19 protein-coding genes, 1 tRNA gene and 1 pseudogene are annotated in these 22,286 nt (G+C 66.6%); 9 read left to right on the forward strand and 12 right to left on the reverse strand.

What is annotated here, in order from left to right; genetic code table 11:
• The first annotated feature begins 418 nt into the window (after positions 1-418).
• Together CFB46_RS15495 and CFB46_RS15500 are read left to right on the forward strand one after the other, a co-directional pair.
• A complete protein-coding gene (locus tag CFB46_RS15495; RefSeq protein ID WP_027784922.1) occupies positions 419-1,786 on the forward strand; it encodes an MFS transporter in 1,368 nt (455 codons plus the stop codon).
• Positions 1,773-2,822 carry a lactonase family protein gene (locus tag CFB46_RS15500; protein ID WP_089500340.1) on the forward strand — a complete coding sequence of 350 codons (1,050 nt, stop codon included), beginning with the start codon at positions 1,773-1,775 and terminating at the stop codon, positions 2,820-2,822. Before CFB46_RS15495 ends, CFB46_RS15500 begins: the two co-directional genes overlap by 14 nt.
• A 78-nt stretch (positions 2,823-2,900) precedes the next feature.
• Here CFB46_RS15500 and CFB46_RS15505 read toward each other — a convergent pair whose 3' ends face one another.
• Positions 2,901-3,938, reverse strand: coding sequence for an AraC family transcriptional regulator (locus CFB46_RS15505; protein ID WP_089500341.1), 1,038 nt, complete (start codon positions 3,936-3,938; stop codon positions 2,901-2,903).
• Positions 3,939-4,165: 227 nt separating this feature from the next.
• Here CFB46_RS15505 and CFB46_RS15510 point away from each other — a divergent pair.
• A pseudogene (locus tag CFB46_RS15510) lies at positions 4,166-5,274 on the forward strand (fatty acid desaturase).
• Between the two features lie 37 nt (positions 5,275-5,311).
• On the opposite strand, the gene CFB46_RS15515 reads toward CFB46_RS15510, so the two are convergent.
• From CFB46_RS15515 to CFB46_RS15550, 8 genes are all read right to left on the reverse strand, one after another.
• Positions 5,312-5,932 (reverse strand): HAD family hydrolase, encoded by a 621-nt coding sequence (locus tag CFB46_RS15515; protein ID WP_089500342.1) that lies wholly within the window; start codon positions 5,930-5,932, stop codon positions 5,312-5,314.
• A 122-nt stretch (positions 5,933-6,054) separates the two neighbouring features.
• Entirely contained in the window at positions 6,055-6,927 is an 873-nt protein-coding gene (locus CFB46_RS15520) for a hypothetical protein (protein WP_089500343.1), read from the reverse strand.
• Between the two features lie 51 nt (positions 6,928-6,978).
• Positions 6,979-7,635: a TerD family protein gene (locus CFB46_RS15525; protein WP_089500344.1), complete on the reverse strand. Its 657-nt coding sequence runs from the start codon at positions 7,633-7,635 to the stop codon at positions 6,979-6,981.
• Between the two features lie 97 nt (positions 7,636-7,732).
• Positions 7,733-8,749, reverse strand: a complete 1,017-nt coding sequence (locus CFB46_RS15530) for a DUF475 domain-containing protein (protein ID WP_027784929.1) — start codon at positions 8,747-8,749, stop codon at positions 7,733-7,735.
• 43 nt (positions 8,750-8,792) lie between these two features.
• Complete coding sequence (locus tag CFB46_RS15535; RefSeq protein ID WP_089500345.1) at positions 8,793-9,533, reverse strand: VWA domain-containing protein; 741 nt, start codon at positions 9,531-9,533, stop codon at positions 8,793-8,795.
• Between the two features lie 20 nt (positions 9,534-9,553).
• Entirely contained in the window at positions 9,554-10,660 is a 1,107-nt protein-coding gene (locus CFB46_RS15540; protein WP_089500346.1) for a toxic anion resistance protein, read from the reverse strand.
• Between the two features lie 356 nt (positions 10,661-11,016).
• Entirely contained in the window at positions 11,017-11,433 is a 417-nt protein-coding gene (locus tag CFB46_RS15545) for a hypothetical protein (protein WP_089500347.1), read from the reverse strand.
• Positions 11,434-11,478: 45 nt separating this feature from the next.
• Positions 11,479-12,108, reverse strand: a complete 630-nt coding sequence (locus CFB46_RS15550; RefSeq protein ID WP_089500348.1) for a LysE family translocator — start codon at positions 12,106-12,108, stop codon at positions 11,479-11,481.
• A gap of 332 nt (positions 12,109-12,440) precedes the next feature.
• Between CFB46_RS15550 and CFB46_RS15555 the strand changes: the two genes are divergently transcribed.
• Positions 12,441-12,530 (forward strand) — tRNA-Ser (locus CFB46_RS15555).
• A 232-nt stretch (positions 12,531-12,762) separates the two neighbouring features.
• On the opposite strand, the gene CFB46_RS15560 is transcribed toward CFB46_RS15555, so the two are convergent.
• The 3 genes from CFB46_RS15560 to acs all read right to left on the reverse strand — a co-directional run bounded on the left by CFB46_RS15560 (position 12,763) and on the right by acs (position 17,190).
• The gene (locus CFB46_RS15560) at positions 12,763-14,778 is read right to left on the reverse strand and encodes a sodium:solute symporter family protein (RefSeq protein ID WP_089500349.1); all 2,016 of its coding nucleotides are present in this window, start codon (positions 14,776-14,778) and stop codon (positions 12,763-12,765) included.
• Positions 14,772-15,125, reverse strand: a complete 354-nt coding sequence (locus CFB46_RS15565; RefSeq protein WP_089500350.1) for a DUF4212 domain-containing protein — start codon at positions 15,123-15,125, stop codon at positions 14,772-14,774. The genes CFB46_RS15560 and CFB46_RS15565 overlap by 7 nt, the downstream gene beginning before the upstream one ends.
• 82 nt (positions 15,126-15,207) lie before the next feature.
• Positions 15,208-17,190, reverse strand: coding sequence for an acetate--CoA ligase (gene acs, locus CFB46_RS15570; protein WP_089500351.1), 1,983 nt, complete (start codon positions 17,188-17,190; stop codon positions 15,208-15,210).
• Between the two features lie 317 nt (positions 17,191-17,507).
• On the opposite strand from acs, the gene CFB46_RS15580 reads away from it, so the two are divergent.
• From CFB46_RS15580 to murI, 5 genes are all read left to right on the forward strand, one after another.
• Positions 17,508-18,416 carry a DMT family transporter gene (locus CFB46_RS15580; protein WP_089500352.1) on the forward strand — a complete coding sequence of 303 codons (909 nt, stop codon included), beginning with the start codon at positions 17,508-17,510 and terminating at the stop codon, positions 18,414-18,416.
• Positions 18,417-18,528: 112 nt separating this feature from the next.
• Complete coding sequence (locus CFB46_RS15585; RefSeq protein WP_027784942.1) at positions 18,529-19,113, forward strand: TIGR00645 family protein; 585 nt, start codon at positions 18,529-18,531, stop codon at positions 19,111-19,113.
• Between the two features lie 44 nt (positions 19,114-19,157).
• Positions 19,158-20,681, forward strand: a complete 1,524-nt coding sequence (locus tag CFB46_RS15590) for a fumarate hydratase (protein ID WP_006762441.1) — start codon at positions 19,158-19,160, stop codon at positions 20,679-20,681.
• A 193-nt stretch (positions 20,682-20,874) separates the two neighbouring features.
• Positions 20,875-21,351 carry a bacterioferritin gene (gene bfr, locus CFB46_RS15595; RefSeq protein ID WP_006478315.1) on the forward strand — a complete coding sequence of 159 codons (477 nt, stop codon included), beginning with the start codon at positions 20,875-20,877 and terminating at the stop codon, positions 21,349-21,351.
• 34 nt (positions 21,352-21,385) lie between these two features.
• Complete coding sequence (gene murI, locus CFB46_RS15600) at positions 21,386-22,243, forward strand: glutamate racemase (protein ID WP_089500353.1); 858 nt, start codon at positions 21,386-21,388, stop codon at positions 22,241-22,243.
• The last annotated feature ends 43 nt before the right edge of the window (positions 22,244-22,286 follow it).

Below are 22,286 nucleotides of genomic sequence, written 5' to 3' on the forward strand. Positions count from 1 at the left end.
GTCGATGCCGTTCTCACGAATGCCGCGCACGGCGGGTTCGCACGCCGGGTATTTTGCCGCAACCGCAAGCACGTCCTTTAATAGAGCGTAGTTGCCCTGCCCTGCAAACGGCTTGCGGGTCACGTGCGTGTCGTTCATCACGATCGCGCCGTGCTTCTGCCGCTTCATATGCGACACGGCTCCGCGACACGACGCGCACCGCACCGAAGGCCTTCCCTTGTCATACGTCATCAGACGTGACAAACAGCGCATTCATCTCGCAACCTTCGTCATTATTTGGGACATTTCCGGGTAAACCCGCGACGTCATCCATGACGCTCCGGCGTACCATGTCATACGACGACATACTACATAGATCGCCACCCAGACGCCGACGCGGGCTGCCGCCCCGTCCGCCGCCGCCCGACCGGAGACACCCTTGAACCCGCCCTCGTCCGCCCTGCCCGGCCGCGACCCGCTCGCGTCCGCCGTCTCGAAAGTGAAGTGGCACGTGCTGCCGCTCGTGCTGATCATGTTCATCGCGAACTACATCGACCGCGTGAACGTCGGCTTCGTCGATCGCCATCTCGAAGCGTCGATCGGTATCGGCGCGGCCGCGTATGGGCTCGGCGCCGGGCTGTTCTTCGTCGGCTATGCGCTGTTCGAAGTGCCGTCGAACCTGCTGATGCAGCGCTACGGCGCGCGCGTATGGCTCGCGCGAATCATGGCGACGTGGGGCATCGTCGCGGCCGCGATGGCGTTCGTGTGGAACGACACGTCGTTCTACGCGCTGCGCTTCCTGCTCGGCGCGGCCGAGGCCGGCTTCTTCCCCGGCGTCGTGCTGTACCTGTCGCAATGGCTGCCGCCGCAGGAGCGCGGCAAGGCGATGGCGATCTTCCTCGGCGGCTCCGCGTTCGCGTCGGTGCTGTCCGGGCCCGTCACCGGCGCATTGCTGTCGATCCGGGGCTTCGGCCTCGAAGGCTGGCAATGGATGTTCCTGATCGAAGGGATGTTCTCGGTCGCACTGTGCGGCGCCAGCTGGCTGCTGCTGAAATCGCATATCCGCGACGCGACGTGGCTCACGCCCGAAGAACGCACGGCCCTCCAGAACGCGCTCGACGACGAGCGCGCGACGCGCGACGTCCGCTCGAACGTGCCGGTGCGCGCCACCACGCTGCTGCGCGATCCGCAGATCATGCTGTTCTGCTTCCTGTACTTCTCGATCCAGCTGACGATCTACGCGGCCACGTTCTGGCTGCCGACCATCATCCGCAAGATGGGCGGCCTCACCGATTTCCAGGTCGGCCTGTACAACACGATTCCGTGGATGATCGCGATCGGCGCGATGTACGGCTTCGCGGTGCTGTCGTCGAAGTGGAAGCATCCGCAGCGCTGGCTCGCGGTCGCGCTCGTGCTCGCCGCGTGCGGGCTGTTCGCGTCGACGTCGCCCAATCCGGTGTGGTCGTTCGCGTCGATCTGCTTCGCCGCGCTCGGCTTCAAGGCGGCGGCGTCGCTGTTCTGGCCGATTCCGCAGGGCTATCTCGACACGCGCGTGGCCGCGGCCGTGATCGCGCTGATCAACTCGGTGGGCAACCTCGGTGGCTTCGTCGCGCCGACGGCCTTCGGCTATCTGAAGCAACATACGGGTTCGATCACGGGCGGGCTGTATGCGCTCGCGATCGCTTCGCTCGTCGCCGCGGTCGCCGCGCTGTTCGCGCGCACGCAGCGGCGCAGCGATCCGCCGCGTGGCCGGCCGGCCGACGAATCCCTCACGCACGCCTCGATGCTCCGCCATGCCGAACACTGACCGCCTGACCGTCGTCGTCTCGAATGCCGCCGACGGCGACCTCGCCACGTTCTCCCTCGCCGGCGACGGCACGCTCGCCCCGCTCGCCCGCTATCCCGCAGCCGACGCCGCGATGCCGATCGCCGTGCAGGCCGACCGCACGCGGCTCTACGTCGCGACACGCGGCGAGCAGCCGACGATCGTCGCATTCCGCGTCGTCGCCGCCGCGGGCGCGCTCGCACGCATCGGCACGACCGCGATCGACGCGAGCCATGCGTACCTGTCGCTTGACCGCAGCGGCCGCTGGCTGCTCGGCGCATCGTACGGCGCAAGTTCGCTGAGCGTCTACGACGCGGCGCGCGTGCGCGACGGCGACGGCACGCCGCTGCAAGTCGTGGGCGGCATCGCGAACGCGCACGCGGTGATCGTGTCGCCGGACAACCGTTTCGCGTACGTCAGTTCGCTCGGCTCCGACCGCGTGTTCGGCTTCGCGCTCGTCGAGGACGCCGCCGGCCTGCGCGCGGTCGAACACGGCGAAACGCGCGTGCCGGCCGGTTTCGGTCCGCGTCACCTGCGGTTCGCGGATGACGGCCGCACGCTGGTCGTCGTCGGCGAATTCCAGGCCACGCTCGCGACCTTCGCCCGCGACACCGCCACCGGCCGGCTCGGCGATGTGCACGTGAGCGCACGCCACCCGGCCGTCGCCGAACTCGCGCAAGGCCATGCGCGCCCGCCCGCCCCCACCGAGCCGTCCGTGTGGGCCGCCGATCTGCACCTGACGCCCGACATGCGTTTCGCGTACGTCAGCGAGCGCACGTCGAGCCAGTTGCTCGGCTATCGCCGCAACGAAGACGGGTCGTTCGCCCCCGCACACGCGACGGCTACCGAAACGCAACCGCGCGGGTTCGCGATCGATCCCTCGGGACGCTGGCTCGTCGCCTGCGGCGAACAGTCGGAACACGTGGCGGTGTATGCGATCGCGCCGGACGACGGCACGCTGTCGCTGCACGCGCGCGTGCCGGGCGGACGCGGCGCGAACTGGATCGCGATCGTCTGAAGACCTGAAGGTTCGAAGGAGGTTTGAAGCAGCATCGGTGCCTGCGCGGAAACCGGCACGCCGATGCGGGTGCGGCGTTCAGCGCCGCTCGCTCGGCGCAACGCCGGTCCAGCGCTTGAACGCGCGCGTGAAATTGGCACGGTCGGTATAGCCGACGCGCGCCGCGATCTCGTCGACCGGCAGCCGCGTGCCTTCGAGCAGCCGCAGCGCGTCGCGCAGCCGGATCTCGTCGAGCAGCGCCGAATAGGTCGCGCCGTATTCGGCGAGCTTGCGCTTGAGCGTGCGCGCCGACACGTGCAACTCGCGCGAGACGTCGTCGACGGACGGATAGCCGCGTTCGCCGCAGATCAGCAGGTTGCGCACGCGCTCGACGATGCTCTCCGCATAGCCGAGCCGCGCGAGTTCCGCCTCGCACTGCTGGACGATCATCTGCGCGGTCTGCGCATTCGCGGTGCCGATCGGCTCGTCGAGCAGCGCGGCGTCGCAGCGGATGCGGTTCGCGCTCGCATCGAAATGGCAGCGCGGCAGCCGCGCGCGATAACGGTCGAACCACGGCGGCTCGGGCCATTCGAAATGGAGTTCGGCACGCGACTGCAGCGTGCGCCCCGGCGTCGGATACAGCAGCGAATTGAACAGGATCGCGGTCTCGACCAGGAAGTTTTCCACCGCGAACTGGCGCAGCCGGCCGAGCGGAAACGCTTCGAGCACGTCGATGTCGACGATGCCGTCGAGCTGCGCGAGCCGCACCGAGAAGAATGGCACGCGCGTCGGCAGGTAACGGATGCCGAGCGCGATCGCCTCGCCGAGCGTCGCGCAACTCATCAGCCCGAAGCCGATCAGCCCCGCTTTCGTCAGGCTGCTGCGCAAGCCGATCTCGATCGCGATCGACGGATCGTCGGTCGCGTCGAGCAGGTTGAACACGATCGCCGCCTGCTGCAGCGGCGTGATGCGCGCATCGGGCTGCGCGAGCCGGCCGCGCTCGACGCCCGAGCCGGCGAGAATGCGGCCCCCGTCGATGCCGCGCTCCTCGGCCAGCATCAGCATGAACAACGCATACGCGGACGACACCGTCGCCTTGTTCAACTGGCGCGCGGCATCCGGAACGGACAGGACCATTGCGGCTCACTCCGGGCGGTTTCGGCGGATTGTAGCGTCGCTGGCCCGAAATGACACCGCGGCGGCACTCTAGCCATGCACCGGCGCATCGCACACCGGACTGCCGCCCAATGTGGCCCGAAATGACACCACCATTGGCACCGACGGCCCTCGCATGCGCTCCGGCACACGCCTATGCTTGTCACATCGGCATTGCGCCCTACTCTTTCCCGCACGGATTCCGGTCGATGAGCCAACCCGCACGAACCGTCTTTCGAAACGATGCCGACAAGGTCGCGTACGTCCGCCGCGCAGTCAACGCCGCGAGCGACGCGATCCGCGCGCGCTTTCCGCTGCTCGACAATCAGAACCTCGTCGGCGCGACCGTGATGGCCGTGTCGGTGAGCGCGATGCTCGCGATCGCATGGCTGTATGCGCGCGGCGCGATCGCGTGGTACGTCGCGCTGCCGCTCGCCGCGTTCGTCACGTCGCTGATCCACGAACTCGAGCACGACCTGATCCACCTGATGTACTTCAAGAAGACGCCGTGGGCGTATCACCTGATGATGGCGCTGTGCTGGCTCACGCGGCCCGGCACGATCAACCCGTGGACGCGCCGGCGCATGCACCTGCATCACCACAAGGTGTCGGGCGGCGAATCGGATCTCGAGGAATTCGGCATCACCAACGGCGAACGCTGGGGGTGAAGCGCCTGTTGATGATCGCGGACGGCATGCTCGCCGTCGTGCTCCGGCCGGCCGCGATGCGCCGCAAGGTGAAGCAGTACGTGGCCGCGCAGCCGGTGCAGGATCCGTCCGAGCGCCTGCAGTTGCGCGTCGAGCAGGTGTCGTCCTACATGCCGGTCGGTCACCTGTACTACACGCTGTGGCACGCGTTCGTCGTCTATCACGTCAGCCTGTTCGCGCTGCATGCGTTCGGCTATGCGGTGGCGGTGCCCGCCGTCGTCGAACGGGTGATGCGCGCCGTCGATTTCCTGGCCGTGGTGTGGCTCGGGCCGAACTTCGTGCGCAGCTTCTGCATCAACTTCGTCAGCTCGAACATGCACTATTTCGGCGACATCGATTCGCGCAACGTGATCCAGCAGACGCAGGTGCTGAACCCGTGGTGGATGCTGCCGTTCCAGCTGTTCTGCTTCAATTTCGGCAGCACGCACGCGATCCACCACTTCGTGGTGCGCGATCCGTTCTACATCCGCCAACTGACCGCGCGCACCGCGCATGCGGCGCTGCGCGAAGTCGGCGTGCGCTTCAACGACGTCGGCACGTTCGCGCGCGCGAATCGCTGGGGCGGCTATCGCCCGTCACGCGGCACGCCCCACGCGCAGGCCGACGCGTAACGTCGGCGGCGCGGCACATCGGCGCTTCGGCGCTTCGTCAATCGCCGATCGGCGGCATCGGCCCCTGCCCGCGGATCCACGACCAGTTCGCGAGCTCGGCCATCTCCTTGTCGCCGCGGCTGTCGCCGTACGCGAACAACTGCTTCGGCGGCCGGTTGCCCCACCATCCGCGCAGCCGCACGACCTTCTGCGGCCCCCAGCAGTTCTCGCCGTCGAGCCGCCCGACGAAGACGCCGCGCTCGAACGCGAGCCGCGTCGCCAGCACGGCATCGAAGCCCGCCGACTTCGCCCACTTCTCCAGATACAGCGACGGCGACGCGCTGACCAGCACGACTTCATGCCCGCGCGCGCGATGCTCGCGAATACGGTCGAGCATTTCCGGACGCACGAGGCTCGGCAGATAGGTGTCGACGAACCCGCGCGCCTGCGCGTCGAGTACGTCTTCGCGAATCGGCCCGAACGCGAACGACGCGAACTTCGCCTTCGCGTCGCCGCGCGACAGCAGCCCGGCCTTCATCGCGACGATCCACGGCAGCGCGCGCAGCCCGGCCCACGCGAAACGCGGCGTGCCGACCGCGTGGCGGACGAAATGACGAAAGCTGTCGGTAGTCGTGATGGTGCCGTCGAAATCGAAGGCGGCGACGATGCGGTCGGTCATGGAGAATCGGCGGGAAAGCGATGAGATGCCCGGGAAGATAGCAGACTCGCGGCCGCGCGCGCCAAACCGTATCGACCGACACGAGACCGCGCGTCGAAGCGCGTGCGGTCTTATCGGTTCGCTCAGCGCGGCGGCCGCGCGGCCAGCGCCGCCGGCAGCACGACGTTCATCAGGTGATCGGCGCGCGACAGCAGGTCGGTCACGCGCTCGTCGAGCCCGCGCAGTTGCGCCGGCTGCATCCGGATCTGCTGGACGGCCTGCCCGACGATGTTGCGGCGATCGAACAGCGTGCGCTCGACGCCCGCATCGTCCGGCGCCCGCACGACGTCCGACACCGCGCTCAGCGCGGCGAGCACGACCACGAGGTTCTCTTCCGCATGACGGACCTTCGCGGCGAGTTCCTCGGTACGGCGCGGGAAAAAGCCGAGCGACTGCTTGAGCGCGCCGAGCGCCGCGCGGTAGTCGACATGGCCGGATGCCGCACCGAACCAGCGTTCGAACATGCCGGCCTTGCGCGTCGCCTGCGCGAGCATCCCGGCCATCATGTCGGCCGCGCCGAGCTCGTTGAATTCGCGCGTCGTCGCCGCGACGGCCTCGACGAGGTTGCCGGCCGTCTCCAGCGCGCCGTCGCCGATCGTCGCGACCGTCGCGAGCTTCAGCGGCACCAGTTGCCGGATATGCCGCTCGATACGCGGCGCGTACTCAGGATAGAGATTCGGACAACTGGCCTGTGCGGCGCGGAAGCACGCTTCAAGCTGCGGGTGATTCGATTCGCCGAACAGCGCGCGGCCGACCGCATCGGCGGGCGCCGTACGCACCGCTGGATCGGACGCGGGCGCCGGCCCGAAGTCGAGCGCCTGAGGGGCGGGCCGCGCCGGCGCACGCGCGACCGGCGCACCGGGCGCGGCCGGCGCGTCGAACGCAAGACGCCCGGGCGTGTGCTCGGGCGTCGTATCGAACTCGAGCCGCTTCGGCTCGTCGGACGGATTCGTCATCGCTGCTTCCTGCCCGGCGCGGCGGGCTTCCGCGCGGCGGGCTGCCGCCAGTCAGACCGCGCCGCCGTACGCCCGGACGAAATCGCCGAGGCCGCGGTTGTAGCCGGCGCCGACCGCCTTGAACATGAAGTGGCCGTCGCGACGATAGAAGCTGCCGACCTGCACCGACGTCTCCATCGAGAAGTCTTCCTCGAGCGCGTACTTCGCGATCACCGTGCCCGACACCTCGTCGGCGATCTGGATGTAGCTGTTACGAACCTGCCCGAAATTCTGGCGGCGCGCCTCGGCCTGGTCGATCGTCACCACCACCGAGACTTCCTCGACGTCGGCCGCGAGCTTCGTCATGTCGATGAAGATCACTTCGTCGTCGCCGTCGCCGCTGCCCGTGCGGTTGTCGCCGCTATGCACGACACCCATGCACTTCGACGAAGGCATCCCGCGCTTCGGGAAATCGTCGCCCGGCTGGATGAAGGTTTCCTTGCGCTCCATCGTGCGCACTTCGCTGTTGTAGAACACGAAATGCTGATCCGAGATCAGTTTCGGATTGCTCTGCGCGTCGTACTTGCACAGGAACACCGACACGTCGAGATCGAAATCCGTCCCCGTGTCGGTCGCGTTCGCGTCCCAACCGAGACCGATGCGGAATTTCTGCGTGCCGGGCGCTTCCTTCGACAGGTTGACGCGACCGCCTTTCGACAAATTGATCATCTGAACCTCTTCTGCTGGAACCGCCGTGGTGCCGGCGGCGATGCCGGGCCGCGCGCGGCGGCCCCTTCGTTGATGGTTGTCGCGCCGTGTGACGCGCTTACTTGCTCGCCACCGCGGCGCGGTTTTCCTTGCGCTGCACGACGATCGACGACCACACGGCCGCGGCGATCATCGCCGCGCCGATCAGGCCCGTGACGACCTCGGGCACCTCGAACTTCACGCCCAGGAACATGATCGTCGCGAGCGCGCCGATCGCCCAGAACGCGCCATGCTCGAGAAAGCGGTACTGCGCGAGCGTGCCCTTCTTCAGCAGCACGAGCGTCATCTCCCGGATGTAGGCCGCGCCGACGCCGAGGCCGAGCGCGATCAGGAAGATGTTGTTCGACAGCGCGAACGCGCCGATCACGCCGTCGAAGCTGAACGACGAATCGAGCACTTCCAGATACATGAAACCCGCGACGCCTTCGCGCACCACGCGCGTGCCCGTGTCCTCGCCGCCCACCAGGTCGCCCACGCCGTGCGCGATCACGAAGCCGATCACGCCGAACGCGCCCGCGAGCAGGAAGCTGACCTGCTCGGTCGCCGGCACGTAGAACGACGCCACGATCACGATCGCGAGCGTCAGCGCCACTTCCAGCGCGGTGATGCGGCCGAGATGACGCATCGGGCCTTCGAGGAAGCCGATCCAGTGCTCGTCCTTCTCGGTGTCGAGCATGAACTTGAAGAACACCATCAGCAGAAACGCGCCGCCGAACGCCGACACCTCGTGATGCGCGGACGTCAGCACCGCCGCGTACTTGTCCGGCGATTCGATCGCGAGCGTCAGCGCGTCCCACAGGCCGATGTGGCCGATCACCGCGACGATCAGCAGCGGAAACACGAGCCGCATGCCGAACACCGCGACCGGCAGGCCGAACACCATGAAGCGGTTGCGCCACTTCTCCGACCAGTTCTTGAGCACCGATGCGTTGACGACCGCGTTGTCGAGCGACAGCGAAATTTCGAGCACGCACAGGACCGCGACGATCAGCATGTCCTTCACGCCGCCGAGGAGATAGGCCGCGATCAGCGCGAGCGCCGTGAGCGACAACGGGATCTTGAAGTCTTTCAACATGATGGGGTAATCGAGTTCAGAAAAGTGGGCAAGCGGCACGCGCTTACTTCGCGCGCACCCAGTCGCAGAATTCCTGCGTGATCAGCTGTTCGTAGATCTGTTCGTCGCTGAGGTCGAGCGATTCGAGATGCAAGAAGCCGACGTTCGGCATTTCGTCCGCGACTTCCGCGAGGAAATCGAATTCGCTCGGATCGCCGACGCCGACGAGCGACCAGTACAACGGGAAATGCTGCGATTCGGTCAGCAACTGGCGCACCCGCTTGCGGTCGTTCTTCGGGTTCTGGCCGTCGGTGACGAACAGCACCCATGCGGGCAGATGGCCGTTCACGGGCGCCGAAGCGGCCGGCGCGGACGTGTCGTCCGCACCGCCGAACAGCCGGCTCAGGAAGCCGCGCTTTTCCACTCGCTTCGGCTCCGGCGCGCGGAAGAAGAAGTCGACGATGTCGTTCATCACCGGCGCGTACTGCGTGCCGCCCCACTTGTCGATCCGCGCGTTGAGCACATGGTCGGAAATGTACGAGCCGTAGTTGTCCGGCGTCGCGGTCGGCAGGCGGTCGTAGCCTTCGGTGAAGGTCCACGTGTCGACTTCGCCGTTGTCGTCGAACTTCAGTGCGATGCCGAGAATCCGGTCGTGCGTCTCCTGGATCACGCCCGACTGGTACAGCGGCTTCGCGGAGCCCGAGATGTCGAGCGCCGCGCCGACGCGCACGACGGGCGGCTTCAGGAGCTGACGTTTTTCGAGGACGATCGCGACCTTCGCCGCGCGTTTCTCAAGCGTAATCATGCGGTGTTCTCTCAGTTCTCTTAGTTGTGCTTCGGAGCGAATCGGGTGATCAGGTCCTGTTCGAGCTGGCGCAGGCGCGGCGCGTCCTGCTCGCGCTGGCGGCGGCCGTCGGCGATGATCTGCGTGACGTCGTCGAACGCGCCGAACAGTTGCTGCTGCGCGTATTCGAACGTGTCGGTCGAGATCACCGGACGCTGGCCGAGCTTCGCGACTTCCTGCGCGTTCTGGCGATTCAGGTCGGCCTGCGCGCGGATCGCTTCGTCGGCCGCGTCGTACGTCGCGTTCGCGAGCGCCGCCGCGCGCTTCGTGCTGAGCTGCTCGAGATAGAGCGCGAACGCGTTGGTCCATGCGGGGATCAGCACGGTCTTGATCGTCATGAACTTCGACGTCAGCGTGCGTTTCTGGTCCTGCTCCATCCGGATCTGCGGCGCGAGCTGCTTCGACATCAGCATCGCGCGGTCGAGGTCGTCGAGCTTGCTCTCGAGCGCGTCGACCTTGCGCTTCACGTCGAGCAGGCGCTGCGCGGCGAATGCGTCGTCTGCCGGCTGCTGGCCGGCCGCGAGATGCGCGCGCAGCGTCGCGAGCGCCGTTTCGCCGTGCGCCTTCGACTGCGCGAGCTCCTGGTGCAGCGCGTAGTTGTCGTTGTACATCCGCTCGAGCTCGTCGATGCCGGCCTTCTGGCGCTGCGCATGGTTTTCGAGCTCGACCACGAGCGTGTCCATCCGCTTGCTCACCGACTCGTATTGCGACAGCAGCTTCTCCTTGGTCGAGCGAAACAGCCGCGTGACCTGCGTGAGCAGCCCGCCCTTGTCGGCGCCGCGCGGGTCGAGCCCCTTCGCGGTCGTGATCAGTTCGTTGAGCTTGTCGCCGAACTGGTCGGCGTCCGATGCACGGACGCTCGCGAGAATCTGCTGGGAGAAGGCGGCGATCCGCGTGCCCTGCGTCGCGCCGAGCTGGTCGATCTCGTCGACGGTGATCAGGCGCGCGTGTTCCGTCGGCTGCGCTGCCGGCACGACGGCGTTGGCGCCGTGGGCGACGGCGGCTGGCACGGCGACGGGCGACAAGGACGGAGTGGAAGGACGAGCGCTGACCGCATCGGATTTGTTGTCGTCGAATAGCGGCTTCATGTGGCTACCACGTTTCCTTTTCTGCTTTTTGCTACGTGTTGTCGTGCGCGCAAGGCGCGCTTGCGCGGTTGCCGTCGTGCTCTCTCACGGGCGGCAGACGGACAATAAAGGGGGACGGGGCGGCGCGTCAAGGGAAGGAATTCTTTCAATTTCCATACTATTTGTAATGAAGTGCGTGGAGGCGACGCTCGACCGCCGCCGGCGCCTACCGTCATGCATGTTGATCACGCAAGATTCGGGCACATTCAAACTTACATGTCTGATCAATATGAAAGAAAAATGAAATCACCGGTTTCTTGCGGATTTCAGACAGCGCATGTGCGCGGGCGAAGCACGCGTGAGGCGCCGATCGCGCGTTATCGGCCCGGTACGTGATTCATGCCGAGCCGGGGAAGGATGAACGGCACGGATAGGTCACGAATCGTGAAATTCCATCGTCCGTCGATATCCACGAACGTCGCGCTGAAATGCCGGTAGTCGGCCCACGTGATGACGTCCAGATGGCACGACGCATACATCGCGCCGACCGTGCGTTGTGCTCGCACCTTCAGCGGATCCTTCGACACGAGCGTGAATGTGACGGCTTCCTCGAACGGGCAGTCATAGTCGGTGACTAGGAGATACGCGGTCGGCGTCTCGAACTGGCGAAGCAGCACGTAACCGGAAACGGCGAGACCGGAACGCACACCGCCCATGAGCACATGTGTGCGTGACGGCCACGAGTCGTAAGGACCGTCGTGCGTCTCGAGCGTAAAGCGATCGATCGGCTTCATCGCCGCGCCGGCTTCGGCATGCCGATATCCCGTTGCATCGCCGCTTCAGTTCGCGGCCTTGCGATACAGCGCAACATACCCCGCGAGCATCAGCAGCAGCGCCCCGCTGACCCGGTTCAGCCACTTCTCCCCCGCGGCCCTCCATACGCGAACCGAATGCACGCCGAGCAGCGCGTAACCGGTCATTCCGATGACGTCGATCGCAACGATCGTCGCCGCGAGAATCGCGTACTGCGGCGCGATGGCATGCGACCGATCGACGAACTGCGGCAGCAGCGCGGACATGAACAGGTAGTACTTCGGGTTGCTCATCGCGACGAAGAAGCTCTTCAGAAAGGCGCTCCGACGATCGGGCGTCGCGGGCACGCATGGCTGCGCAGCCGCGGCCCCGCCGCTCGACATCAGCATCCGGATGCCCACGTAGGCGAGCCACGCCGCACCGAGCAGCTTCAGCGTCACGAACGCCGCTTCCGACGCGTCGAGCAGCACGCCGAGGCCGAAGCCGACCAGCGCGACGAGCACGACGTCGGCCGTGACGGCGCCGAGCATGCCGATCATCGCGTGACGCAATCCGTACCGCGAACCGTTGCTCATTGCGAGCAATACCGTCGGGCCGGGCGTCGCGACACCGACGGACAGGATCAGCGCAAAGGCGAGCAAGGTGGAGAGCGACATGGCGTGGCGTTCCTTTTAAAGATAGCGGCGCGGACGGTCGGCATCGTCATCATGATCGGCCCGACAGGCCGCAACCGGTACGGTCGGTTTGTTACGGCGAATGCGGACTTCACATGATTGTATGTCCGTCCCGACGCCCGCTCGGAGGCTGTGCGCTGCCGTCCGTGAACGGTACCCAGTTGTCTCGAGTCGCACCGGACACCACGTGCAATGCGGGCTAGGCGCCGTAGGGCGCCCCGCGCTCGGTGTGACTGTCGATGACGACAGATTTCCCAAGGGCGAGGAAGGGAGTGGCGGGCCGCCGCCAGAGTTTGCTATACTCTCGGTCTTCCGGAGAGATGGATGAGTGGTTTAAGTCGCACGCCTGGAAAGCGTGTATAGGTGTAAGCCTATCGGGGGTTCGAATCCCCCTCTCTCCGCCAGTATTCGATGTCCGCGCCAGCGGGCATTTTCGTTTCCGGAGAAAAGCAAGCCGATGGTTCGGCTTGCGCGGGGGATTCGAAGGGATTCGCTTGCAAGCGAATCCGCGGCCCGCGCTTGTGTGGGCGAATCTCCTCTCTCCGCCAGAATGCACGAAGCTCCTTGATTTCCCGATACATCAAGGGGCTTTTCATTTGGGGCGCCGACCCGTCCCACCTCCGCCCGTCCCCGCACTCACGGATGCCGAATGTAATCCACCAGCGCCCGCGTGTACTCATCCGGCCGCTTGTCGCACAGGCTCACCACGATCGCCACCGCGAACCCCGCCGGCACGCCGAACACGCCTGAGCTGATCGGCTCGATCCCGAACCACGCGTGCCCGGCGAACCCGGTCAGTTGCGTGAAAAACGGATAAGTCGACACGATGTAGTACACACACACGGCCAACCCCGTCACCATCCCCGCAATTGCGCCACGCGTCGTCGTGCGCTTCCAGAACACGCCCAGCACCAGCACCGGGAAGAAGCTCGACGCCGCCAGCGAAAACGCGGCGCCGACGAGAAACAGGATCTTCCCGGTATTGAGCGACGCGACATACGACGCGAACAGCGCCACCCCCAGCAGCAGCACCTTCGAGATCGTCACGCGCCGCTGGCTCGTGGCATCGGGCGCGACCATGCAGTAATAGACGTCGTGCGACAGCGCGTTCGCAATCGTCAGCAGCAGCCCGTCCGCGGTCGACAACGCCGCGGCCAGCGCACCGGCCGCGATCAACCCCGACACCACGTACGGCAGCCCCGCGATCTCCGGCGCGGCCAGCACGACCATGTCCGGCTGCATCTGGATTTCCGACCAGTGGACGATGCCGTCGCGAATCACCTCGACGACGCTGATCAGGTCGGGTTCGAAGTGATGCCATTGCGTGACCCACGCCGGCAATTCGGCGAACGGCCGCCCGACGAGATTCGCGAGGATCTCGTACTTGATCAGCACCGCGAGCACCGGCACGCTCAGGTAGAACAGCGCGATGAAGAACAGCGTCCAGCCGACGGAGCGCCGTGCGGACGCGACCGACGTGGTCGTGTTGTAGCGCGTCAGGATGTGCGGCAGGCTCGCGGTGCCGAGCGACAGGCACAGCAGCAGCGCGAGGAAATTCCGCTCGCGCGGCTTGCGTTCGTCTTCGCTCGCGGCCGGAAACGGCTCGTGCATCGGCACGGGCGGCTCGGCACGCGCGAGCAGCTCGTCACGCGCCTGCGTCCACGCCACCCGCGCCGCCGCCGGATCGCGCGGGAAATCGGCCAGTTCGCGCTCGCGCTGGCTGATCTCGCGCAGCGGCCCGTTGTGACGCCGCAGGTCCGCAAGCTGGTCGACGAGATGCCGGCGCGCGTCCGCATGGGACGCCGGCAACCGGTCGAGCCGCGTCTGGATATCCGCGGCTTGCCGGCGGTACGCATCGCGCACCTGCTGCTCGTCGCGCGCGTCGCGCACCTGTGCCTCGAGCGCCGCGACACGCTCCATCAGCTTGCCGTAATTGAACTGCGGCACGGGGCCGAGTCCATTCTTCATCGCGATCAGCGACACCGGAATCAGGATCGCGCTGATCAGGATGATGTACTGCGCGACCTGCGTCCACGTGACCGCCCGCATCCCGCCGAGAAACGAGCACACGAGAATACCCGCGAGCCCGCAGAAGATGCCGATCGCGAAATCGACGCCGATGAAGCGCGTCGCGATCAGGCCGATCCCCTGGATCTGCGCGACCAGGTAGACGAAGGAGCACAGGATCGCCGCGCCGGCGGCGAGCGCGCGCACGGCCGTGCTCGAAAAGCGCGTGCCGAGAAAATCGGGAATCGTGTAACGCGCGAGCTTGCGCACGTACGGCGCGAGCAGGAACGCGACGAGGCAGAACCCGCCCGTCCACCCCATCACGTAAGCGAGCGCGTCGTAACCGGTCGCGTAGAGCGAGCCGGCCAGGCCGATGAACGACGCGGCCGACAGCCAGTCGGCCGCGGTCGCCATCCCGTTGAACGCGGACGGCACGCGCCGCCCGGCCACGTAGTACTCGACGAGATCGGACGTGCGCGACAACAACCCGATCACCGCGTACACGGCGATCGGCACGAACAGGAACACGTAGCCGATCCACACGCCCGAGCCCATCGCGCGCTCGATCCGCCACATCAGCAGCACGAATCCGAGGAACCCGAGGGTGTAGAGCGCGTACGCGCGTATCAGTCGATGCGTCAGCATGAATCAGCGCCGCCGTTCGCGTGGCCGGCGCGTGCCGCATGCTCGTCGTACGCGCGGCGCAGCGTGCGGTCCGCGCGCTGCATCAGCCCGATGTAGACGACGATCAGCACGAGGTACACGAGAATCGCGCCCTGCGCGCCGACATAGAACGGCAGGCTGAAGCCGGCGAAGCGAACGCCGGCGAGCGCAGGCCCGAAGAACGGCACGATGAACGACACCGCGAAGCCGATCACCATCAGCACCGCGATCAGCGCGACGTTGAAGCGCCAGTAGCGTGCGTGCGCCCGCGCGAGCGGCTCGGGAACGGGGGGTGGCGCAGCAGGCGCCGAACGGGTCGGAACGGTCATGCCGTTATGTAGCAAAAAGCCCCTGCGCGGGCAATCGGGATTGCCGCGCAGGGGCTCGTGCGCGTAACGCGCAACCGGATGCTCAGCGCACTTCGGTGAGCTGCTCGAGGATGGCCGGATTCTCGAGCGTGGACGTATCCTGCGTGATCGCCTCGCCCTTCGCGAGCGAGCGCAACAGGCGCCGCATGATCTTGCCCGAGCGCGTCTTCGGCAGGTTGTCGCCGAAGCGGATGTCCTTCGGCTTCGCGATCGGCCCGATCTGCTTGCCGACCCAGTCGCGCAGCGTCTTCGCCAGCGCCGCGGCTTCGTCGCCTTCCGGGCGCGAACGCTTCAGCACGACGAACGCCACCACCGCCTCGCCCGTCGTGTCGTCCGGACGGCCCACCACCGCCGCCTCGGCCACCAGCTCGTGCGACACCAGCGCCGACTCGATCTCCATCGTGCCCAGCCGGTGGCCCGACACGTTCAGCACGTCGTCGATCCGGCCCATGATCGTGAAGTAGCCGCTCTCCTTGTCGCGCACGGTGCCGTCGCCGGCGAGATACAGCCGCCCGCCGAGCTCCTCCGGGTAATAGCTCTTCTTGAAACGCTCCGGGTCGCCCCAGATCGTGCGGATCATCGCCGGCCACGGCCGCTTGACGACGAGAATCCCGCCTTGCCCGTTCGGCACGTCCTGGCCCGTCTCGTCGACCACCGCGGCCGTGATGCCCGGCAGCGGCAGCGTGCACGAGCCCGGCACGGTCGGCGTGGCGCCCGGCAGCGGCGTGATCATGTGGCCGCCGGTTTCGGTCTGCCACCACGTGTCGACGATCGGGCAGCGCTCGTGGCCGACGTGCTTGTGGTACCACATCCACGCTTCCGGATTGATCGGCTCGCCCACCGTGCCGATGATGCGCAGGCTCGACAGGTCATAGCTCTTCGGATGGACCTTGTCGTCGGCTTCGGCCGCCTTGATCAGCGAGCGGATCGCGGTCGGCGCGGTGTAGAACACGGTGACCTTGTGATCGTCGATCATCTTCCAGAAACGGCCGGCGTCCGGATAAGTCGGCACGCCCTCGAACACGACCTGAGTGCCGCCGCACGCGAGCGGCCCGTAGGTGATGTACGTATGGCCCGTGACCCAGCCGATGTCGGCCGTGCACCAGAACACGTCCGTGGGTTTCCAGTCGAAGGTCCACTTCATCGTCTGCGCGGCCCACAGCAGGTAGCCGCCCGTGCTGTGCTGCACGCCTTTCGGCTTGCCGGTCGAGCCCGACGTATACAGGATGAACAGCGGATGCTCGGCGCCGACCCAGGTCGGCTCGCAGCGCTCGGATTCGCCGTCGGCGAGCTCGTGCATCCACAGATCGCGCTGGGCATGCCAGTCGATCTTGCCGCCGGTGCGGCGATAGACGATCACGCTCTTGACCGCTTCGCAGCCGCCCATCGCGATCGCCTCGTCGGCGATGCTCTTGAGCGGCAGCGTCTTGCCGCCGCGGGCCTGCTCGTCGGCGGTGACGAGCGCGACCGCGCCGACGTCGACGAGGCGCTCGTTCAGCGATTTCGCGGAGAAGCCGCCGAACACGACCGAGTGCGTCGCGCCGATGCGCGCGCAGGCCTGCATCGCGACGATGCCTTCGATCGACATCGGCATGTAGATGACGACGCGATCGCCCTTGGCGATGCCGCGTTTCTTCAGCGCATTCGCGAAGCGCGACACGCGGGCGAGCAGGTCGGCATAGGTGACGCGGGTGACGGAGCCGTCGTCGGCCTCGAAGATCACCGCGACGCGCTCGCCGTTGCCGGCCTCGACGTGGCGGTCGAGGCAGTTGTACGACGCGTTCAGCTCGCCGTCGTCGAACCATTTGTAGAACGGCGCCTGGCTCTCGTCGAGCACCTTGGTGAACGGCTTGTGCCACGCGAGGCCCTCGCGCGCGAGGCGCGCCCAGAAGCCTTCGTAATCCTGCTCGGCCTCGGCGACGAGCGCGCGATAGGCCGGCATGCCGGAAATGGTCGCCGTCTTCTCGAGCGCCGCGGGCGGCGCGAACTGACGGGTTTCGTGAAGAACCGATTCAATCGCAGACATCGACTACCCCTTGGTGAACATGAATCCTCTGCATGGCGGCGCGATCGTGCGCGCCGCGCGTCTTGGCCGGCGCCTGCGCGCCGCTGTCTCCCACCCACCCGCACGCGGCCGCGAAGGCCAGCGCACGATGCTGCACCGCACCACATCACGCGAACGCGACCTGCGGTCCGGCGGTTTCCACGATAAGCGCTCCAACTTACCCGTCACTTACGCGGCATGGCCGTTTCGTGCGCCGGGCGGCGCCGCATCGAGTCAGCTTTACGCTGTTACAACCGCGACCCTACAATCCTAACTGAACTCGCCTTCCGGATTCCAGCTTGAATCGCTACGCCCTCTTCCTCATCCTGTCGATGCTGTTCGTCGGCAGCAACGTCGGTATCGGTAAATCCATCGTTGCATTCGTCCCCGTCGCCATCCTCGCCACGCTGCGCTTCGTGATCGCGATCGCCGTGCTGTGGCCGCTGTTCAGCGTCGCGAAGATGCGCGCGGTCAAGCGCGGCGAATGGCTGAACCTGTTCCTGCAGGCCTTCTTCGGCACCTTCATGTTCACGCTGCTGATGCTCAACGGCGTGCAGCGCACGAGCGCGGTGGCCGCGGGCGTCATCACGAGCACGATCCCGGCGATCGTCGCGCTGTTCGCGTGGCTGATCCTGCGTGAAAAACCGAACGGCCGTGCGCTCGTGTCGATCGCGCTCGCGATCACCGGCGTCGTGACGATCAACCTCGCCAACGGCGGCGCGGCCGGGCACGGTGCGCAGGGCGACGCGTCCGGCTCGCTGACCGGCAACCTGCTGATCCTCGGCGCGGTGTGCTGCGAATCGATCTACGTGATCCTGTCGCGCCGGCTCACGCAAACGCTCGCACCGATCGACATCTGCGCCTATACCCACCTGTTCGGCCTGTTCCTGATGCTGCCGCTCGGTGCGACGGCGCTGTGGCGCTTCGATTACGCGAGCGTGCCGGCCGGCACCTGGGCGCTCGTCGTCTGGTACGGGCTGTCGGCCAGCATCTTCTCGTTCTGGCTGTGGATGAAGGGCATCCGGCACGTGCCGGGCAGCCTCGCCGGCGTGTTCAGCGCGGTGCTGCCGATCGCCGCGGCCGCGTACGGCATCGCGTTCCTCGGCGAGCGCCCGACGCTCGCGCATGGCATCGCGCTCGCATGCGTCGTCGCCGGCATCGTGCTTGCGAGCCTGCGCGTGAAAAGCGTGCCGGCCGCCGCCTCCTGATCCGTCCCCGCCGTGCCGGCGCGTCGCTGCAGCCGCGCCGGCCGACGCGTTACAATAGCGCGCCTTTTCAAGATTACCCCCGATACCTGCGCACCGCGCCCGACCCTCCATCATGTCCGCCCCGCATTCGCCCGGCCGCCCCGCCCGTCGCCCGCTTCGCCCGCTTCCCGCGCTGATTTTCATGAGTCGCTGGCTCCAGGTTCCGCTTTACCTCGGCCTGATCGTCGCGCAGGCCGTCTACGTGTTCCTGTTCCTGAAGGAAGTCTGGCACCTGCTGTCGCATGCCACCGGCCTCGACGAAGTCAGCGTGATGCTCGCGGTGCTCGGCCTCATCGACGTGGTGATGATCTCGAACCTGCTGATCATGGTGATCGTCGGCGGGTATGAAACGTTCGTGTCGCGGCTCGGCATCGAGGGCCACCCCGACGAGCCCGAATGGCTCGACCACGTGAACGCGGGCGTGCTGAAAGTCAAGCTGTCGATGGCGCTGATCAGCATTTCGTCGATCCACCTGCTGAAGACCTTCATCAACCCCGACCAGCACACGACGCACGCGATCATGTGGCAGGTGATCATCCACGTGTCGTTCCTCGTGTCGGCGCTCGTGATGGCGTGGGTCGATCGCCTGACGACGCACACGCATCCGGCCCATTTCCACGAGACGCATGCGCCCGCGGCGTCCCGACCGGCGGCCTGAACCGTCGGCAAACCATTCCCCACTGTCCCCACAGAGTCTGAGCCATGACCGTCATCAAACAGGAAGACCTGATCCAGAGCATCGCGGATTCGCTGCAGTACATCAGCTACTACCACCCGCTCGACTACATCCAGGCCCTCGGCCGCGCGTACGAGCTGGAAGAGAGCCCGGCGGCGAAGGACGCGATCGCGCAGATCCTCACGAACAGCCGCATGTGCGCGGAAGGCAAGCGCCCGATCTGCCAGGACACCGGCATCGTCACGATCTTCGTGAAGGTCGGCATGGACGTGCGCTGGGACGGCGCGACGATGGGCCTCACCGACATGATCAACGAAGGCGTGCGCCGCGGTTACACGCACCCGGACAACGTGCTGCGCGCGTCGATCGTCAACCCGCCGGAAGGCGCCCGCAAGAACACGAAGGACAACACGCCGGCCGTGATCCACTACGAGATCGTGCCGGGCGACAAGGTCGACGTGCAGGTCGCGGCGAAGGGCGGCGGTTCGGAAAACAAGTCGAAGTTCGTGATGCTGAACCCGTCCGACTCGATCGTCGACTGGGTGCTGAAGACGGTCCCGACGATGGGCGCCGGCTGGTGCCCGCCCGGCATGCTCGGGATCGGCATCGGCGGCACCGCCGAGAAGGCGATGCTGATGGCGAAGGAATCGCTGATGGAGCCGATCGACATCCAGGAAATCATCGCGCGCGGCCCGAAGGACTGGGTCGAGGAACTGCGCGTGGAACTGCACGAGAAGGTCAACGCGCTCGGCATCGGCGCGCAGGGTCTCGGCGGCCTCGCGACCGTGCTCGACGTGAAGATCATGGCGGCGCCGACGCACGCGGCCTCGAAGCCGGTCGCGCTGATCCCGAACTGCGCGGCCACGCGCCACGCGCACTTCGTCCTCGACGGCTCGGGCCCGGCCAAGCTTGAAGCGCCGTCGCTCGACGCCTGGCCGAAGGTGCAGTGGGAGCCGAACACGGAAACCAGCAAGCGCGTCGACCTGAACACGCTGACGCCGGAAGAAGTCGCGAGCTGGGCGCCGGGCCAGACGCTGCTGCTGTCGGGCAAGATGCTCACCGGCCGCGACGCCGCGCACAAGCGCATCGCCGACATGCTCGCGAAGGGCGAGAAGCTGCCGGTCGACTTCACGAACCGCGTGATCTACTACGTCGGCCCGGTCGATCCGGTGCGCGACGAAGTGGTCGGCCCGGCCGGCCCGACGACAGCCACGCGCATGGACAAGTTCACCGAGACGATGCTCGCTCAGACGGGTCTGATCTCGATGGTCGGCAAGGCGGAACGCGGCCCGGTCGCGATCGACGCGATCAAGAAGCACAAGGCGGCCTACCTGATGGCGGTCGGCGGCGCGGCCTATCTCGTGTCGAAGGCGATCCGCGGCGCGAAGGTGCTCGCGTTCGAAGATCTCGGCATGGAAGCGATCTACGAGTTCGACGTGCAGGACATGCCGGTGACGGTCGCCGTCGATTCGTCGGGCACGTCGGTGCACCAGACGGGTCCGAAGGAATGGCAGGCGAAGATCGGCAAGATCCCGGTCGCGACCGCATAAGCGCGATCGAACGAAAGGCCGGATGGAAGTCCGGCCTTTTTACTTCTCATTCTCATTATTGTGCGCGGCCGGTTGTTCGAGGCTGAGTCTCATTACACGCAAAAGGCAGGCCCGACAAGGCTCCGAGGCTTGGCTTTTCCCGTTCGAGCGATTATCGTTCGGTTTCTGAAGCCCCACTGAACAAGGAACAGCCATGCAAGGCGACAAAAAAGTCATCGAATATCTGAACGCCCAACTGAAGAATGAACTCACGGCGATCAACCAGTACTTCCTGCATGCGCGCATGTACAAGCACTGGGGCCTCGACAAGCTCGGCAAGCACGAATACGACGAGTCGATCGGCGAAATGAAACACGCCGACTGGCTGATCGAGCGCGTGTTCATGCTCGACGGTCTGCCGAATCTGCAGGACCTGCACAAGCTGCTCGTCGGCGAGGAAACCGAAGAGATCCTGAAGTGCGACCTGAAGCTCGAGCAGATCTCGCAGTCCACCTGCAAGGAAGCGATCGCCTACTGCGAATCGGTTCGCGACTACGTGTCGCGCGAGATCTTCGAAAAGATTCTCGACGACACCGAAGAGCACATCGACTGGCTCGAAACGCAGATCGACCTGATCGGCAAGGTCGGCCTGCAGAACTATCAGCAAACGATGATGGGTTCGGCCGAGTAATCGTGCCACCCGCCGGCCCGCCGCCCGCCCGACGATGACGAATCCGTCCGCCGCTACCGCGCCGCGCGCCGCCGCCCCGGTCGGCATCTTCGACTCGGGGCTCGGCGGCCTGTCGGTGCTGCGTGCTGCACGCGCGCATCTGCCCGACGAATCGTTCGTCTACGTCGCCGACTCGCATCACGCGCCGTATGGCCCGCGCGACGAGGCATTCATCACGGAACGCACGCTGGCGATCGGCGAGTGGCTCGCCCGCGAAGGCGCGAAAGCGCTCGTCATCGCGTGCAACACGGCAACGGCACGGGCGATCGCGGCCATTCGCGAACGCCTGTCGATCCCGCTCGTCGGCGTCGAGCCGGGCATCAAGCCGGCCGCCGCGCTGTCCGCGACCGGCGTCGCGGGCGTGCTCGCCACGCAATCGACGTTGAACAGCCCGCGCTTCCAGGCGCTGCTCGACCGCTACGGCGCGGGCCGTCGCTTCATCTGCCAACCCGGCCACGGGCTCGTCGAGGCGATCGAACGCGGCGACACGAACTCGCCCGCGTTGCGCGCGTTGCTCGAGCGTTACATACAGCCGATGCTCGACGACGGCGCCGATACGCTGGTGCTCGGCTGTACGCACTACCCGTTCTTCACGGAAACCATTCGTGACATTGTTGGCGAGCGCCTGACGATCGTCGACACGAGCGATGCCATCGCCCGCCAGCTCGCGCGGGTGCTCGACGAACGCGGGCTGCGCGCGCCGGCCGGCACGCATGCCGCGCCGCCGCGCTTCTGCTCGACGAGCGACGGCCTGCAACTGCGCGCGCTCGCGTCGACGCTGCTCGGCCTCGATACGCCGGTCGAATCCGTCACCATTTCCTCGCCGAACGCGCGCGCCTGCACGACCGCCTGACGCGGCCCGGCACGCCGACCTCCCGGAGCGGCTCGGCCGCCCT

The organism is Burkholderia sp. HI2761 (assembly GCF_002223355.1).
GTDB lineage: Bacteria > Pseudomonadota > Gammaproteobacteria > Burkholderiales > Burkholderiaceae > Burkholderia.